The 16,827-nt window shown below is 40.4% G+C and carries 11 protein-coding genes and 3 pseudogenes; 6 read left to right on the top strand and 8 right to left on the bottom strand.

Going from position 1 to position 16,827, the window contains the following annotated elements; all coding sequences use genetic code 11:
• Nucleotides 1-85: 85 nt before the first annotated feature.
• From D7Z26_RS12135 to D7Z26_RS28100, 3 genes and pseudogenes are all read left to right on the top strand, one after another.
• A complete protein-coding gene (locus D7Z26_RS12135; RefSeq protein WP_120977232.1) occupies nucleotides 86-1,111 on the top strand; it encodes a tyrosine-type recombinase/integrase in 1,026 nt (341 codons plus the stop codon).
• Nucleotides 1,108-1,668, top strand: coding sequence for a site-specific integrase (locus D7Z26_RS12130; RefSeq protein WP_120977230.1), 561 nt, complete (start codon nucleotides 1,108-1,110; stop codon nucleotides 1,666-1,668). The genes D7Z26_RS12135 and D7Z26_RS12130 overlap by 4 nt, the downstream gene beginning before the upstream one ends.
• Nucleotides 1,669-1,685: 17 nt before the next feature.
• A pseudogene (locus D7Z26_RS28100) lies at nucleotides 1,686-2,087 on the top strand (tyrosine-type recombinase/integrase); the annotation flags it as partial.
• A 169-nt stretch (nucleotides 2,088-2,256) separates the two neighbouring features.
• On the opposite strand, the gene D7Z26_RS12120 reads toward D7Z26_RS28100, so the two are convergent.
• The gene (locus D7Z26_RS12120; RefSeq protein WP_120977226.1) at nucleotides 2,257-2,445 is read right to left on the bottom strand and encodes a DUF7695 domain-containing protein; all 189 of its coding nucleotides are present in this window, start codon (nucleotides 2,443-2,445) and stop codon (nucleotides 2,257-2,259) included.
• A gap of 410 nt (nucleotides 2,446-2,855) precedes the next feature.
• On the opposite strand from D7Z26_RS12120, the pseudogene D7Z26_RS12115 reads away from it, so the two are divergent.
• A pseudogene (locus D7Z26_RS12115) lies at nucleotides 2,856-3,641 on the top strand (IS110 family transposase); the annotation flags it as partial.
• A 526-nt stretch (nucleotides 3,642-4,167) separates the two neighbouring features.
• Here the strand turns inward: D7Z26_RS12115 and D7Z26_RS12110 are convergent.
• From D7Z26_RS12110 to D7Z26_RS12100, 3 genes are read right to left on the bottom strand one after another with little or no spacing between them, the layout of a single operon-like run.
• Nucleotides 4,168-5,388, bottom strand: a complete 1,221-nt coding sequence (locus D7Z26_RS12110) for a phosphorylase family protein (RefSeq protein ID WP_158602284.1) — start codon at nucleotides 5,386-5,388, stop codon at nucleotides 4,168-4,170.
• A 1-nt stretch (nucleotide 5,389) separates the two neighbouring features.
• The gene (locus tag D7Z26_RS12105) at nucleotides 5,390-5,848 is read right to left on the bottom strand and encodes a response regulator (RefSeq protein WP_120977222.1); all 459 of its coding nucleotides are present in this window, start codon (nucleotides 5,846-5,848) and stop codon (nucleotides 5,390-5,392) included.
• Nucleotides 5,829-9,362, bottom strand: a complete 3,534-nt coding sequence (locus D7Z26_RS12100) for a hypothetical protein (RefSeq protein ID WP_120977220.1) — start codon at nucleotides 9,360-9,362, stop codon at nucleotides 5,829-5,831. The genes D7Z26_RS12105 and D7Z26_RS12100 overlap by 20 nt, the downstream gene beginning before the upstream one ends.
• Nucleotides 9,363-9,708: 346 nt before the next feature.
• Between D7Z26_RS12100 and D7Z26_RS12095 the strand changes: the two are divergent.
• Nucleotides 9,709-10,203 (top strand): annotated as a pseudogene (locus tag D7Z26_RS12095) (DUF444 family protein); the annotation flags it as partial.
• 58 nt (nucleotides 10,204-10,261) lie between these two features.
• On the opposite strand, the gene D7Z26_RS12090 reads toward D7Z26_RS12095, so the two are convergent.
• Nucleotides 10,262-11,464, bottom strand: a complete 1,203-nt coding sequence (locus D7Z26_RS12090) for a cytochrome P450 (protein WP_120977218.1) — start codon at nucleotides 11,462-11,464, stop codon at nucleotides 10,262-10,264.
• A 218-nt stretch (nucleotides 11,465-11,682) separates the two neighbouring features.
• Between D7Z26_RS12090 and D7Z26_RS12085 the strand changes: the two genes are divergently transcribed.
• Entirely contained in the window at nucleotides 11,683-12,666 is a 984-nt protein-coding gene (locus tag D7Z26_RS12085) for a hypothetical protein (protein WP_147423850.1), read from the top strand.
• Nucleotides 12,667-12,747: 81 nt separating this feature from the next.
• Here D7Z26_RS12085 and D7Z26_RS12080 read toward each other — a convergent pair whose 3' ends face one another.
• The 3 genes from D7Z26_RS12080 to D7Z26_RS12070 are packed head-to-tail and all read right to left on the bottom strand — an operon-like array spanning nucleotide 12,748 to nucleotide 16,826.
• Complete coding sequence (locus tag D7Z26_RS12080; protein ID WP_120977214.1) at nucleotides 12,748-13,164, bottom strand: chemotaxis protein CheW; 417 nt, start codon at nucleotides 13,162-13,164, stop codon at nucleotides 12,748-12,750.
• 16 nt (nucleotides 13,165-13,180) lie between these two features.
• The gene (locus D7Z26_RS12075; protein WP_120977212.1) at nucleotides 13,181-15,223 is read right to left on the bottom strand and encodes a chemotaxis protein CheA; all 2,043 of its coding nucleotides are present in this window, start codon (nucleotides 15,221-15,223) and stop codon (nucleotides 13,181-13,183) included.
• A 1-nt stretch (nucleotide 15,224) separates the two neighbouring features.
• The gene (locus D7Z26_RS12070) at nucleotides 15,225-16,826 is read right to left on the bottom strand and encodes a GGDEF domain-containing protein (protein WP_120977210.1); all 1,602 of its coding nucleotides are present in this window, start codon (nucleotides 16,824-16,826) and stop codon (nucleotides 15,225-15,227) included.
• Between the last annotated feature and the right edge of the window lies 1 nt (nucleotide 16,827).

Below are 16,827 nucleotides of genomic sequence, written 5' to 3'. Positions count from 1 at the left end.
GCGCTAATCGATTGGCGGTTTAGGTGTATCCTCAGTTGTCTTTTCTTCAGTTTGTAAAGCATTAAACATTGAATTTGAATTATTGATGGCTGTGCGCGAAAATAAAGATTTTGTAATGCATCAACTGCTTTCATTAAATGCTCAGAAAACGATCTCTGAGGTTATTGTAGAATTCATGGAGCACTTGAATTTGAATGTAAAGTTAGATGGAATAACTGAACGAACCGCAAAAAATTACTATTTTTTTTTGAAACCTTTTCACAACTTCATTTTGAATAACTACGCTACATTAGATATTCATAAACTCGATATAACCATATTTAAGTTATATTTAAAAACATGTAAATCCTTTAAAAACGCTGAAAAAGTAACTCCCTCTACGAGCAATACTTATTTAAAATTCATTCGCAAAATGATGTATTTTGCTATGGATCAAGGATACTTGTTTGTTAAAGATGGAGAGAGACATATTAAAAATAAATTTCGATGGGAGAAAATCGACAGAGAACCCAAGTGTATTCCCGATAATCTGGTCAAAGAAGTATTGAGAGCATCTACCTTTACAAAGAACCCATATCGTAACCATGCAATTGTCTGTACACTACTATCAACCGGTGCTCGGGTTGATGAGTTGGTAAAGTTAAAAGTCAGCGACATAAACTTTGAACGAAACAATGTCAAGCTTACTGGTAAATATAATAAAACCCGGTATGTAACATTGTATCCTCTCCCCCGCAAGATTCTGCTTAGTTATCTTGATTTACGCCAGGTTCAAGAAAACTCGGATCAACCTTTGTTTACAACACTTTATATGAAAGAAGAAAAACAAATAACCAAATCAGCAGTTCAAAAAATGATACAAAAATTATTCATTGATGTTGGTCACCCGCATGCATATAGCACGCATGGTTTTCGACATACTTTTGCCGTTAACTGCCTTAAGGCAGGAATGAAAATCGAATATATTGCTGAATTACTAGGACATAAACATATTGAAACAACGATGATATATACTAAGATGCTTCAAGAAGATCTATTAATTGAGGTTCAGAAATACCCGATACCTCTAGAAAAAGTGTTATTCAAACTATTTGGGATCGATGAAACATGAACCCACTTGTAATAGAGATTGATGACTCTCTCCTTTCTTCGAATCTCGCAGAAAAGACGAAAAGAAGTTATCGTATTCGTTTATATGAATTCGCAGAATATTTATCTAGATTAATTGATGAACCCATTGAAAATGTAAATCTATCGATGATTTACTATATGCAATATGATAATGACAACAAAATTTATGATCAGATTGATTCAACAATACTAGATGATTTTTTTGAGGCACACCTCTTTAAAGGTTACTTTTGGTTAGCTTCCATGAAATCAGCTCTTAGTACGTTATTCAAACATCTTAGTTTAACGAGTAACTTCGAAAATGTGATAGCATCGATTGAATTTAAACTTGAAGACCATAAGCCAGAACCGAAAATCAAGCGTGTTTTAAATCGTCAGGAAATTTTAAAGCTAGTAATGTGTATTATCAAATATAGCGACAACGTAGAATTGGACTGCCTCTTATTCGTCACTTTACTCTCTACCGGTTGTAGAATTAATGAAATCCTTAACTTAAAACGGAGAGACATTCATTCAGAAAACAATGTTTTTTTCTAAAAAAAACAAAAAATAAGCGTAGCATGTATGTTGTTACAAAGATTGGTTTAACACGCGCAATTGAAATTTATTGTCAACGGAACAACATAAATTCAGATGATTATATTTTCACTACTACAATTCGAAATAAAATTAAGCCTATTTCACAGCAACGTGCAAATAATATGCTGCGCTTCTACCTCGAAAAAGCCGGAATCCCACCAGCAAGAATTCATGATACACGGAGATCTTTTGCAACTGTTATGTATGAAAATGGGACTGACATCGATGTTATAAGACAATTACTCAATCATCAAACAATCAACTCCACAAAGATCTACATTGAAGATAATTATGTTCGAAACGCTACAATACAAATACCTATTCATGACACGCTATTTGCTTATGTGAGAACGTTGCGTACAGAGCCATTGCGTTGAAATCATCAATTGCAAAGAGGTGCATAAATCAGATGCATCTCCTTGCTGTTTATCGTAGTGCCTTGAATACACTCGACTTACTCAGTTGAAAGACCTTCAATACACTGCTCCCCCTCTGCTCTCTCATGCCTTAAAGAACGAATAATGTTTTAAACGACTACTCGGACCTTTACATTTCATTCATGATTGATAATTCCTCATAATCATCAACTACTCCCAGGCGTTTTAGATATTCTGTGCCTCCATCCACACCAACTTTGCCACAACTGCAAGTTTTGATGTCATAAACATCAACAGACTCTATAGTATCAAGACAATGCTTGAATCGAATTATATTCCGAATTATTTTGAATTTCATTCACTAACCATCCCTTCAAAGACTGTAAGTGCTGAACGTACAAGCACCTTCATCCATAATCTATCGCAAAGGAAACGTGGAACGTCATTAGATTTTCTCAAGCCCAACAACCGCTTACATCATTAACTTGTCATAAATTATGAATACTCCGGAGCAAATTGAGCCATCGTTCCGGTAAGTGAGAGCCACCTCTCCGGCATTTTTGAGCCACCCTTCCGGTGACGAGAGCCACCCGTATTAACCTCTTGCTAGAATGACTTTATACGTCGTCGGAAGACTAGCGCAAATCATTCGTGAGGAGCCATTCCTGTAATGAAGTAATTTGAGCTTTGAGCAAAAAAGCGCCACTCGGTATACTGAGAATCGTTCCGTCCAAAGAACATATCCCAATTACGAAAGAGGCGCTCATCATGAAGTATAAGTTGAAGCAGAAGCAGAATCAACGTATCACGCGAATTAACGAATCAACACTGGTTGTCGGAGCAGATATTGGCAAGAAGGTTCATGTAGCTCGCGCAGTAGACTTTCGCGGGATCGAACTCGGTAAAGAATGTGTCTTCAACAATGACGCAGAAGGACTGACGAAGCTATCGGCGTGGATGAAGGAGCTCGGGCAAGCACACGACAAGACCGAAATCGTGTTTGGCATCGAGCCTACCGGACACTACTGGTTTCCGCTCGCAGCTTTCTTGCAAGAGCAAGGCATTCAAGTCGTTGTCGTCAATCCGTCTCATGTGAACAAGACGAAAGAGCTTGAGGATAATTCGCCGACGGAAAGCGACTACAAAGACGCGAAGGTCATCGCCGAATTGATCCGGAACGGGAAGTACTCCGAACCGAAACTGCCGACGAAGGAGTACGCAGACTTGCGCATTCTGATGAATCTTCGGGAGAAAGTGTCGGCGAGTCTAACGCAAGTGAAGGGTCGCATCGGCAACTGGTTTGACCAGTTCTTCCCGGAGTATTCCCGCGTCTTGAAAGACTGGGACGGGAAAGCATCGCTGATGACCATGCGCGCATTCCCTTTGCCCGCTGATCTCGTCGCCAAGGGAGCCAGAGACGTCCTGGCCCACTGAAAGAAGGAAGTGAAGCGCGGTGTAGGGATCAAGCGAGCAGAAGAACTGCATGTCGCCGCTACCACTTCCATCGGGCTGACGGAGGGAACGGTTGCAGCACGAATGGAACTCAGCACGCTCCGGTAATGAAGACCTCACTTTCTTAATTTCGGGAGCTGCCGCATGCTGGTGGCTCCTACCACCGGAAGGGTGGCTCATTTTTCCCGGAGAACTGGCTCAACTATCACCGGAATGATGGCTCTAATTCACCGGAATATTCAAAATATATAGTCCATCGCCACTGTTATCTAACCAATACCACCTTATTGCACGATTGATCGTCATTTCCCCCACTAATAACATTTGCCTCCCCAAATTTCTTTAGTTAATTACGACACATACTGGAGGTGAACTGGTCTTGAAGGGGCCGCTTTTATTTTTCTAAAGAAGATTGGTCCCTGCACTGTAAAGGATATCAGGATCAAGCCGGAATCAGCAAAATCTAATTTTGTTCATCCGATTTGCACAAGAAATATCGGAATTGGGGATAAAAAAATGATGAGTAATATTCTACTCATCATTCTCGTTTATAATCAAAAACTGTTAAAAATTCACCAGCTTCTTTCATTTATATTTATAAGTTAATAATTGATATCAACTTTGATTTTTAGTCATCATACGATAATTCATTTATTGCAAGGTGCTGCATAAACGCCGCACTAGTATATGAGGCATACTCGTGATAATTGTCCCCTTTTTCAATATCTGCAAAATCACATACGGATTTAATCGATAAAACCTTTGGTGTTGGCCCTATGCCGTTGTATGCTGCAAAAAATACTCCATATGTTTCCATTTCTAAACCTAATAACTTTCTATGTTGTGTATCAATTAATTCTTTTACTACAGAACTATCCTGTATTACTGAAGATCCTGTTGCAATTGGGCCTACATGCATTTGCAACATATCTGTAGGTTTTTTAAATTTCCAATTTTCTCTTATTTTATAGAGAATATCATTAAAATTTTTATTAAGTTTTTCTTTTAATTTGACATCTAGAGGTAATTGGTGAGGCGCCGCTTGAAAAAGCCTACCTTTATCTCCATTTTCTCTAACTTTTCCGCTACCATAATCCCAACTTTCTGAAGCGATTAGTATATCTCCAAGATTAACTCCTTGATGTTTGTTTCCCGCGGCAATCCCGACCATTATTAAGTATTTGGGAGTAAAGTTGTAGATAAGTTTTGATGACAGTACAGCAGCAGCGGTCATTCCCATTTGATGTTGCATCGCAAGTACAACTCTAACTTTTCGATCCGCATTTTGAAACTGGGTAATGCTATACTCGGTAGGATCCCCTTTAATGCGCACATCCTCCCATTTCGAACTTAGTTCTCGTACACTTTCAAATTCCTGCTTTATCGCTGTAATGATGGCTAGATCAAAGTCATATCGCCTATCTTGAAGCATGTCGGCTCTGCAGTCGATCATATATTCAAGCTTGTTCTTTAATTTGTCTATCCACTCTGTAGTAACACTATTTACTTCCAATACAAAATACATATATTGCATAAAGAGATTAGAATGTTGTTTCAGAGAATCAGGTGATGATGTAATTCCAATAATCTCCAAAGGCTTTATTATCTTATCTGATTCAATTAGTTCTTCTAGTAATGTAATACCACCATTTGTATTTATTTCACCTCCAATTTTTAAAGGCAACTGAATATCAAGTAGCATTAAATCATATCTAACAGTATGAAGTGCAGATCGCGCCTCTTTTAAATCCAAACACACTTTTACCTCAACGGAGGGGTAATCATTAATTAAAGACATTATATTTTTAATTTTTGTAGAATCATCGTCAACTAACAATACTTTTAACAAATTACTTCCCCGCCTTTTCAGCAAAATATGAAAGTAGCTCTGTCTTCCAGTTTGAAAATGAGGCATTAAAATAGACAAGACCTAAATATGTCTCTGGGAAATCCTCTTTCAACATGACATGCAACTGATTAACATCAATTGCATCGGTTCCTTCCCCAAATACTCCGAATTGGGTTACTACTATTGTTGGAATTTTTAAATCTCTTCTATACATTTCTTCAAGGATATCTCTTCCTGCATAATGCCTAAAAGTATTTAAGCGGCCAAAAGAATTTTCCCTATCAAATGTAGGCATACTCATATCCAGCAAAATAAAATCTATCTCCAGGGTCAACATTGCTTTCATTCCGCTTTGATATGATTTTTTCCAATTTACTATAAAATGAGGCATATTGGTCGAAAAAAATTCCATTATCAGACTAGCCTTGTGTTCATCATCTTCAACCAAAAGAATGTTCATGAGAATTCTCCTTAGTAATGCCTAATAAGGTCTTATTATTAAACATTAACATAACTCTAAATTTGCTATCGTCTACAACATCTATTCCAATAAAGGCTTGAATTTCGAGAATATATGTAAATATTTTAGATATCTTTATGAACCCTGTGCCACCCTCTTTTGCAGAATAGTCCTTGATGTAGTCTTCATTGGCGATATTAGTAATAATTTTTTGAATATTTTCTTTTAATTTTATTATGTCCATATCACTAGATAGATTATTTTTCATTTCAATAATCATCTCTGATGTTTTATCATTCTCGATTATTGATATATCAACTTCTAAATCCGTTAAATTATGAAATCCGGAGTGTTGAACAGCGTTATTAAACAATATACTTAGAATATCTATGAGATAGGTAAACACAGTGCCAGAGAACACTGACCCACTCACTATCTCGGATGTAATTTTTATTTCTTTATATAGTGGGTTTAGCATTTCATAAGTTTCAATGAAGGTATCGACTAAGAGGTTGGCATCAAAATCACTATCATCCTTATTTTTCGATATTTTAAACCAATTTGATATTTTATCTAATTGGTTTTGGGCATCAACTCTACAGTTAGTTATTTTACTATGGAACTCTCTATGTATCTTCTCCGATAAAGATAATTTGTACTGCAAGTCATTAATTTTCCGTTCAAGAAGTTGAATGCAATTAATGAAGTAAAAACCAATTTCATCTTTAATTTTTGTTCTTAGAAGCGTTAAATTCTCTTCAGTCATCCTCCAGAGAAAAACTATAATAATATCGAAAAAATCTTCGCTATTCTTTACTGCCGAACTATAAAAAATTTCGTAAATGTTTCTCACAACTGCATCACTTAAAACATAGTTGAAAAAGCCTTTAACAGGTTTAATTTCAGTTAATATCCGAATCCATTCTGTATTTATTTCATAAATTTTCGAATCTATTTTCTTTGAAAAATCTTCAAGTACAATTCTTATTTGCTCTGTTTCCTCTTCGGTCAACTCGTTTAAAGTCTCACCCCAAAATGGATTAAGCTCATAACGCTCCGACTGGTGATTCCTTTTAGATAGAATCAAATTTTGATTCTCAAATGGGCTTCTCATTTCATTCATTAAAGCACCGTGACGAATCCTAGTACTTAGTGTTGCATCTAATCCATATTTATTGTTGAAAACAAATTGGTTACGAATATCGATTAATGCTTCTTTAAAAAATAAATAACTTAAATTTTCTTGATCTTTGTTTACCTTACCAAGTCCAAATATATCCTTGACATCTGAAAACTGTGTAATATCTATTCCTTTCAAATTTCGACTTGAAATACTAATATATCTCTCATATGCCTCTCTATACATGGAATCCTGGTCTTTTTTTATTCCATTGACATTAATATCGATTCTACTTTCATCTATTACTTTCACTTTATTGCTGATACGCAATTTCTGATTGATTTGACTTAGCTCTCTTACATACTCGTTTTCGTTTTCAGGATCAATGCTAATAAGTACTTGAAGAATATTTGTTCTTTCTCGGAGAACTTCTTCTTCGGTTTGAAACACCAAAACTAGTGATCCTATTATTTCTAAACTGCAAACATATCGTAAAAAGTAAATAAGTCTCCCCGTAGAGCAATTACTAGTAATACTATTTAATTGACTTGGTCTATCCACGCCGCAACAATCCAGATAATTAGATACAGATGGAAATACTGAACTATAATTACCCCGAGCGAACCTTTGCATTAGAATTGGTAAATCTATTAACTTTTTTATACTCTTATCGCGTGTTCTACGTAACAAGTGCGCTAAGTTACTGATATCCATTCTTAATGTTAGATTCCTATCGGATAAAAAAGTATTAACAAAAAGCTGCAATGCTTCCAGATGATCGTCATTTTGAAGATAGACATTATATAGCTCAACAGTTATCTTTTCTAAAAGATATCTGCCTACATGTTCATTAATTTGTTGGGATGCCTCTGATATATCTATTAATTTTTCTACGACAACCGATTTATCATACTTTTTATTGACAATTTCAGATATTATTGCATACCTCTGAAGACGCAATAATGGAATTGTTTTTTTTACTTTAGTCTCTTCAGAATTATCTGATAAAAGATAATGCTTAAACAACATTATTGTAGATGATTCAAAAGATAAAGTTCTGCTGACTTTGTTTAAAAAAGTTTCCTGGTTAGCCGTTGAGAGATAAGCTAAACAAAATCGAGGATTCACAATACAAGAATTTAATTGTTCAAGAATAATATAGCTTTGTTTTAGTTCATACTCATATCTCGATGACATAAAGCGATTGAGCGAATATCTCAATTCGCTTTTCAACATTAATATAGTATATTTTGATAAATTTCTTTGAACTTCTATTTGATTTTCTTTCTTTGTATATGCTAAAAATAGGTTTTTAACTAACGCCTCTTTTATGGATATATCAGGTAAATCTTCCACTTTAAAATCTAGGTACATCATTGACTTTGCGCAAATTTCAAATAACGCAAAACTTGGTTCTTTTTCAATGAGTTGTTTACTTCTATTTAAACAAACTTCATAATTCCCACTTGTATATAAATCTGTTATTTCGATCATTTCAATATCAGTTTGTCGTAATTTTAAAGGTATCGATGCGTCTAAATATCTAAGTATATTATCCCACCTTCTATCGTCAAGCGCAGAATAAAACAAAGGTAATATTTTAATAAGAAATACTTTAATTTCATTCATTTCTTGATTGTTTCCACTTATGAGTTGAATTTGCTGACAAACACCAAGAAGAGTTTCATATATGTCTATTATTGAAGAATTACCCTCTAAAAATAATATGTTAATTAAATCACTAACTGTATATTCATAAGGGTTTGCTAATTTAAAATTGAGGTATGAAGATAAGATATTAATATTTGAATATTGAGTTGCGATAATTCTATTGTAGTATTGAGTTAACGAAATATTCTTTTCTGCCTTATAACTATAAAAATCCGCCAACAAGGCAATAATAATGTCAGGGTTTAAAGAGTTAATTGAATTTAAAAATTCTTTGTTTTTTTCAATGCCACCGACATATTCTTGAAGTAGAAACTCGATTTCTAACCCCCAAATGGAGTACCCAAAATTCTCATTAAGAGATTTAAGTGTCTCCAAAGCAGTTGTATAATCTCCTAGAATAAAGCATTTCTCAATTATTCTTTTATGTTCAAGGTATTTTGATAATATATGTATTTGACTTTTAATTTTCGAGAATGACCAATACAGTTCTTTTTTTAATGAGTCTCCTAGATAAGATAAATCGCTTTTTTTTAATTCCCCATAAGTAGAAGGAGGTTCTCCAAAAATTTTACCCTCCAACTGATTCTTGCTGACAAAGCTTTGTAACTCATTCATCTGACTGAGAGTAAGTCTTTTCTTTATTTTGTAAATAAGTAATCCAGATTCATATTGTCCTTTAAGAATTGCCAGTTTTAAATTATTCAGATAATTTTCATTACTCATTTTGTGACCCCTTTAGAAAAAAATCCAGATTCTTACTAGTAATATTGTACCAAAAAAGGAGGTCGACAAATACCCACACGTAATGTCGAAATTTTTTATGATAAATGGACTACTATTGAAGTGAAAAGCAAGCATTCGAAGTGTTAATAAATATACAAGTTGCTAAAAGGGCTCAATATTCGGAATTCAGTAAATTGAATTAGCGCAGTGCCACATTCAAATATATCGGAAATTGAATTATATACCTTCCTGTTGCAGTATTCTGAAAATCCCCTGTTCTAATTCAGAGCCATGCAATACCCTCACCGACATACTAACTTAAATGGTTACTTATGCCATACCCATATCGATGGGCTCCTTCGAGAAATATTGCGCGCGTTCGTTTTTCTTCTGGATGAGCCGATTCTTGCGTCGTCAGTACGAGAAGGTCGACATCGTGTTCATCGCGCACCATACGGAAGCGAAAGAAGTGACCGAAGAGGAGTTTTTCACGCGCGGCGAGAGCGGCGGCACGATCTGCTCGTCCGCTTACATTAAAGCTTTGGAAATCATCGATAGCCGTTATCCTCCGTCACTATATAATATCTACCCCTTCCACTTCTCCGACGGCGACAACCTGACGAGCGACAACGAGCGGTGCGTGCGACTCATCAAGGAACTGCTGGAACGCTCGAACATTTTCGGTTACGGCGAGGTCAACCAATACAACCGGAGTAGCACGCTTATGTCGGCTTACAAGCATCTGGAGCATCAGCAGTTTTTGTATTATGTGATTAAGGAGAAAGCGGAAATCTATAATGCTCTCAAGACGTTCTTCCGTAAACGGGAAGACGCGGTTTAACCAAAAAGCGATCGCCTCCCCGATGGGAGCGATCGCTTTCTATTCGTCAATCGCATCGTTACACGATCTCGGCACGGATATGAAGGGATTGATAACCGCGAAAAATAATGGATTGTTTCCATTGGGGCTGGCCGATAATTTCCGGTTTAATCAGGCGTGTCACTAGCTTTCGGAGGGCAATCTCGCCTTCCAGCTTAGCCAGCGGAGCCCCCAAACAAAAATGCGGGCCAGATGAAAAAGACAAATGCTTGCAATCGGTACGAACGATATTGAAATCCTCCGGCTCATGGATGACAGAAGGGTCACGGTTTGCGCCGGCGAGCGCGATCATTACGACCTCACCTTGCTGCATCGCTTGACCGGCAAACACGAGCGCATCGCTAACGACCCGGTAGGCCATCAGTATGGGCGGTTGATAACGAAGAATTTCTTCCAGCGCAGCAGGAAACAATGCGGGGTTGCCTCGCAACATATTGTACATCTCGGGGTGATCCAAGAGCAGTTTATATCCGTTCGTAATTAGATTGCCCGATGTATCATGACCGGCAAACACAAGCAGCATGCAGGTGGCGACCATCTCTTCCGTAGTTAGCTGATCATACTTTTCTTTGGCCTCAATCAGCCTGCTGATCAAGTCATCCTGGGGGTGCGCCTTTCTGGTTTCTATTAGCGCCTCAAAGTATCGTTTTGCATCCTCGATATCTTTCGTCATGCTATCCATATTATCAATAGAAGGATTAAAGTCCATAAACCGGAAGAACGCGTCCGACCATTTCCGAAAAAAAACCCGGTCCTCCTTCGGCATACCGAGTAACTCGGCGATTACAAATGCCGGAAGCATGTACGAATAATCGCGGATTAGATCGAGTTGCGGCTTTGCTCGGCAATCATCCAGCAATTCGTCCGCGATGCTCTCGATGATCGAGCCCTGTTTCTGGACCATCCGCGGCGTAAACGCTTTGTTCACCAGATTGCGGAGTCTTGTATGATCGGGAGCGTCGCGAAACAGCATCATGTTTCGCATGAGCCCGATTTCAGGCGGGCTGTTCTCGGAACGAACGGTTTGATGACCGGACGTGTCGGCATTTTTAGCTTCCCGAACAAAACGCGCGTCTTTCAGTAGCGCCTCCGCTTCTTTATAGCCTGTCACAAGCCACATCGGTAGACCAAACAAATCCGTCATTAGCACAGGGTGCCGCTGCCTTGCTTCCCTGAAGACGGCATATGGATTCTCTATGAAATTCGCTGCAAAACCAGCCATATCATGTCTCTCCTCTGTATAGGAATAATCTATTCTATTTCTTTCGTAACCGTAATATGAACTTGCTTTCGTAGCCCGCGATCTGTTCTTTTTCTAAATACGGACTTCCCTTGGCCAATTTCTTTAGGAAATCTTTACCTAAAAGGCTGCAACACTTTGGACAATTTCTTCGTCATTGGTTGTGCAAATAACAACAGACGAAGCGAGTGTGGGGAAAAATGAAAAAAATCAGCATAGTATTCCTTTGTATGACATTCTTATTCGCGACGATGACCGAATCCGTCTTTGCGAACAAAATCATTGCCCCTGCTACCAAACAAGCGAAGGGTAAAGGATTCAGCCTCGAAATTCCCGTCGACTGGGTAGCGAAAAGCGCCAGCGACGGCGCCATTGCCTTTACGAAAGCAAATAACCTATACGTAGGGAAGGTTGAATTGCTCGGCTATACGAAAGGACAATCGGATAGCAGCCTGCTCCCGAATTATGGAACGGCGAGCAACGTAAAAACCGTAAAAGAGCTTGCGCTACCGGCCATTCAAGCAACGGTAACCTATAAGCCGGACCCTGCCAAGAAAACGCAAGTCAGCGATTTGCATTATATTCTTAAGGATGAAGCCCATAAAATAGCTTACGATCTCGTTTTTCGGTCGAGTGCCGTCGCTGAATCCAGCGCGTTAAACGTGGCGAAAAGCTTTAAGTTATCCAACCCTGTATCTTTCTCCCTGAAATCGGGCCAGAAGGAGATGGTCACCCGTTCAAAAGAAGGGATAACCGAGAAAGTCGAAGTGATTCCTTATACTTTGAATCCTTCAGGCATTTCCTTTAAGTTGGATACCGTTTTTAATGCTCCTTCCGTCGATACGGGCAACAAAAAGGTTACGTTCACCAAACCGATCGGGGCGAAAAGCAGTTTGATCATATCCTTGCAGGTCCTAGATGGAACGAAGCTAGATCAAGTCATGACGGCTCTGAATTCGGAATTTACGAAAGCCGGATATAAAAAAACGGGGAAAGTCGATCTGAACGAAAAAGGTTCCTTACCCGCTACCCTGGTCAACTTCAGCTCCAAAACGTCGTATGCCGGCTATACCCTCTATCCGCTCGATAAGGGCTTCCTAGTCATCAAACATGTATATCCGCTTGATGCGGGCGACGGCGCTGGCAGCATGCTCAATTCCCTTCGGGCTTCGTTAAAGCTATAAAAACAGAGATATCCTGGTAGCGGTTCTTTTGAACGCTTCCAGGATATTTTCATTTCTTAGTCTATATACAAATCCGCAAAATCAATTTTTCAATAGTTGTTCTACATCGAGCATAACGAGCAAGCGACCGTTCCCTATGTTCGTTACTCCTCGCAAATACTTAGATTCGACGCGGCCCACAAGCTCCGCGGGGGCATAGATGTCATCCGGATCGATGTCCATGACATCGTTCGCGGAATCGACGAATATGCCTACTTCCATCCCATTAAAAGCAACTACGATAATTCTTGTTTGGCTTGTCATGCCGGTATCTTCCAAGCCGAACATTCGGCGAAGGCTAATAATCGGAACGATTACCCCGCGCATATTCGCGACGCCTTTCACAAAGTCGCTCGTATTCGGAACTCGTGTAATGGGCATCGGCCTCTCGATCGTTCTAACCCGCTCGACTTCGATTCCATATTCCTTGTTTTCCAACGCAAATACGATAACCTTCATTTCTTTGCCCCCATTGTTATTGAAAAAATGCGTCCGTATCGATGATAAGCGCGACTTGACCGTCGCCGAGAATCGTCGCGCCGGATACAACGTCGGTGCCGGCCAAAAACTTCCCCAGCGATTTCAACACGATTTCCTGTTGCCCGATAAATTCGTCTACTTCGATCGCAAGCAGCTTGTCCGCTTTACGAGCGACAACCATATTGACGTTATCGTTGTATAATCGAACCTCTCCGGGAATCTTGAAATGGTCTAAAAGCGAAATAACAGGAATAATGCTATTCCGATAACAAATCGTTCGGATGCCGTGTACGCTGCGAACCTGATCCATGCGCACGGAAGTCGTTTCAACGATCATAGAAAGCGGAATCGCGTATTTCTCGGAATCGGTTTGAACGAGCAGCGCCGTAATGATCGATATCGTCAGCGGCAATTGGACGGAAAATTTCGTTCCTATGCCGCGTCTCGATTCGACCCTAACATGGCCGCCAAGCGACTCGACTTTCGTTTTGACGACGTCTAAGCCTACGCCGCGACCGGAAAGATCGGACACCTGCCCGGCGGTGCTAAAACCGGAAGCAAACAATAAAGAATAGATGTCTTCCTCGGATAAATTCGAAGCTTGATCCTGCGTAACCAACCCGTTCTGGATGGCTTTGGCCAGTACGGCCTCTCCGTTTATGCCGCCGCCGTCGTCTTCTATTTCAATGAATACAAGGTTTCCGCTATGAAAAGCACGCAAATGTATGGTGCCGGTTGCGGATTTTCCCGCGGCAATTCGATCAGCCGTCCGCTCGATCCCATGGTCCGCCGAGTTTCGAAGCAAATGAACGAGGGGATCCCCGATTTCATCCGCGACCGTCCGATCTAGTTCGGTTTCCACGCCGGTCATGATCAATTCGATTTTTTTGTCCAACGTCTTGGCGGCATCCCGAATCATCCGAGGAAATCTGTTAAAGACCGTATCAATCGGTACCATACGCAACTTCATCACGATATCTTGCAGAGAGTTGCTAACGAGCGACATATGTTCGACGGTTTCGGTCAACTCGGTCCGTCGAATTTCCGAAGCGAGTTGTTCCAGTCGGACGCGGTCGATTAGCATTTCGCCGAATAAATTGATCAAGGCGTCAAGACGATCGAGGTCTACGCGAATGCTGCGGCTTGCCGTCGCAACGGCGGCGGAGACGTTTACCGCCGTAACCGGTTTGTCAAGATTTCCGATTCGGGCGGGCTTCGCCGTCTCGGCGGGAATTTCCTTCGCAATCGTCGTTTCTTGATGCTGACCCTTTAGTTCAATTAGCGTTCCCCGAGTGATTCGAGAAACCTTAACGGCTTCGATTTCGGACACGTTGCCGATCATGGTTTGCAGCACATCTTCGTTCACCTTGGAGATAATAACAACGAAGAATGACCGGTCGAACATCTCCTGCTCGATTTCCTCGACCGATGGGGTCGACTTTATCACTTCCCCGTGCTTTTCGAGCAATTGAAACACCATATAGGCTCGCGCTGCCTTTAAGAGACTATCTCCCCGAATTACGACCTCCGTAAAGTAAACGCCGAAACCAGCTTCAAGAGAACGAATAAGAACGGAATATTGATACTCGTCCACATCGAATGGCGAATGCGATAATTCGGCCTTCTCCTCTTCCCCCGAGGCATGCTGTTCCCGACTTTCTCCATTCGCGATCAGCTTCAGCGACTGTAGGTTTGCCGCAACTTCGGCTCTTCCCGTCCCGCCCTGAACGATGTCCTGTACCATCGCTTGCAAAGCGTCGTTGCTTTTAAACAACTCATCGATAATGTAAGGTTCCAGTTCCAACTGCTTATTGCGCACCCTATCAAGCACATTTTCCATCTGATGCGTAAGAGACGCCAAATCCTCGTATCCCATCGTAGCGGACATCCCTTTGAGCGTATGCGCTGAGCGAAAGATGGAATGGACGATGTCAAGATCGTCGGGGTTTTGTTCCAGGCTAAGCAGGTTCGCGTTGATGGATTGCAAATGCTCCAACGATTCATCGATGAATATCGATAAGTATTGATCTACGTTCACGTTAACACCTCCCGCTAGACGATTGATTTACCCGAATGTCCGAATTGAAGAAGGAAAAGTTGTTTTTTCCGTTGTACTTTTCGCAATAGAGAGCCATATCTGCATTCTTAAGCAATGAAGTCATATCTTTACCGTCATCGGGATACACGCTAATGCCCATGCTCATGGAAACCAAGAGTTGTTGGCCTTCCAGTTGAACCGGCTCCTTTACACATGACATCAAACCGATCGCAACTTCGTTTGCGTCGGACCGATGATGGATCGGCAACACGAGAGTAAATTCATCCCCGCCGATTCGCGCAAGGAATCCATTGCCGTTTAGTTGCCGATTGATCCTGCTTGAGACGTATTGCAGAAAACTGTCGCCGGCCGCATGCCCCAACGAGTCGTTAATATTTTTGAAATTATCGAGATCGATCATGAAGATCGCATAAATATTGCCGGCATTAGCCTTATTCAACGTCGTTCTTAAATGCTCTTGAAAATGATTCCGATTAGGCAGTCCGGTTAACGTATCGTAATAGGCCAATTTTCTATTTTTCTCGTGTAAGATCAGAAATCGCCCGCTCATTTTTTTAGCTACGGCATAAATGATTCCGAACGAAACAACGAAAACGAACGCCATCATTGCCAGGATCTGATTTATCGTCTTTTCGCGCACGGACGTGTTAATTACGATAGTTAACACTCTATTTTTGGAAAGAGGTAGATAAAATTTCTTATAGCTTTGGCCTTTCATCCGAAATGAAACCGCCTCTCCTCCTTCCCTGGTTAATCTATCCTTACTCAGAATCGATTGATCTTCTTTTAACTTCATCTCATGCTTGCCGTATAGAATAGGCAAATCTCTTTGCGGTTCAATCACCGTCAGCGTTGCTTGGTTAAGGTAAGGTTCGATATTAAGCACGGCTATTTCGACGATATCATCTGAGCCTTTGATCATATCGTCGATTAATCCGTTCGAACCGAACGAGTCGATGAAGGTTTGCACGTTTGCCGCCGAGACATACGGGTTAATGATAAAATCGGTTGTGCCGTCGTAATAATAGGCATAAAGAAACTGCTCGCTGTAAAGCACGGATTTCGTCAGAGGTCCCGCCCAGAAATCGGGAGCCTTAAAGCCTTCGTTGACTTCCACGGGCTTATGCTCGAACAACTGTTGAAATGCTTTGAACCAATACCCCCAACCCTTGCTGCTCAAGCCTACTTCCTCGGGATCCGTTGATTTGCCGACGACAATATCTTCATCTATCCGGACAAATAGGGAGATGTCGGACAACCCCCATTCCTCCTTGAGTTTGAATAGTTCGGACTCCGTAATCGTCGACGCGGTTCTTCCCTGCAATTGCTTGGCAATCGCCTTGGAGACGGAATACATGCGAAGGTCGACAAGTTGCTCATAGGCATCCGCCGATTTGTCCGCTGCTTCGATGGCGCTTGTAATCAGCCCCGTGACGGACGATATCTCCTCCCGCTGTCCTACTTTGAATTTATTTTCAATCAAATAGAAAATGACGAGAAAGGTAGACAGACCGATCAAAGTAAAAGCTACTCCTAATTTGATAAAGATTTCGAGGAGAGATTCAGACTCTTTTTTGACCATT

The sequence above is a fragment of the Cohnella endophytica genome (assembly GCF_003628305.1).
In the GTDB taxonomy this organism is placed as follows: domain Bacteria; phylum Bacillota; class Bacilli; order Paenibacillales; family Paenibacillaceae; genus Cohnella; species Cohnella endophytica.
This window is presented reverse-complemented; position numbering and strand designations above follow the sequence as displayed.

Coding starts and splice junctions, on each gene's coding strand:
- D7Z26_RS12085 (WP_147423850.1), top strand. CDS start 11,683: ATGAAAAAAATCAGCATAGTATTCCTTTGTATGACATTCTTATTCGCG.
- D7Z26_RS12105 (WP_120977222.1), bottom strand. CDS start 5,848: ATGAACATTCTTTTGGTTGAAGATGATGAACACAAGGCTAGTCTGATA.
- D7Z26_RS12090 (WP_120977218.1), bottom strand. CDS start 11,464: ATGGCTGGTTTTGCAGCGAATTTCATAGAGAATCCATATGCCGTCTTC.
- D7Z26_RS12080 (WP_120977214.1), bottom strand. CDS start 13,164: ATGAAGGTTATCGTATTTGCGTTGGAAAACAAGGAATATGGAATCGAA.
- D7Z26_RS12130 (WP_120977230.1), top strand. CDS start 1,108: ATGAACCCACTTGTAATAGAGATTGATGACTCTCTCCTTTCTTCGAAT.
- D7Z26_RS12100 (WP_120977220.1), bottom strand. CDS start 9,362: ATGAGTAATGAAAATTATCTGAATAATTTAAAACTGGCAATTCTTAAA.
- D7Z26_RS12135 (WP_120977232.1), top strand. CDS start 86: ATGGCTGTGCGCGAAAATAAAGATTTTGTAATGCATCAACTGCTTTCA.
- D7Z26_RS12070 (WP_120977210.1), bottom strand. CDS start 16,826: ATGGTCAAAAAAGAGTCTGAATCTCTCCTCGAAATCTTTATCAAATTA.
- D7Z26_RS12120 (WP_120977226.1), bottom strand. CDS start 2,445: ATGAAATTCAAAATAATTCGGAATATAATTCGATTCAAGCATTGTCTT.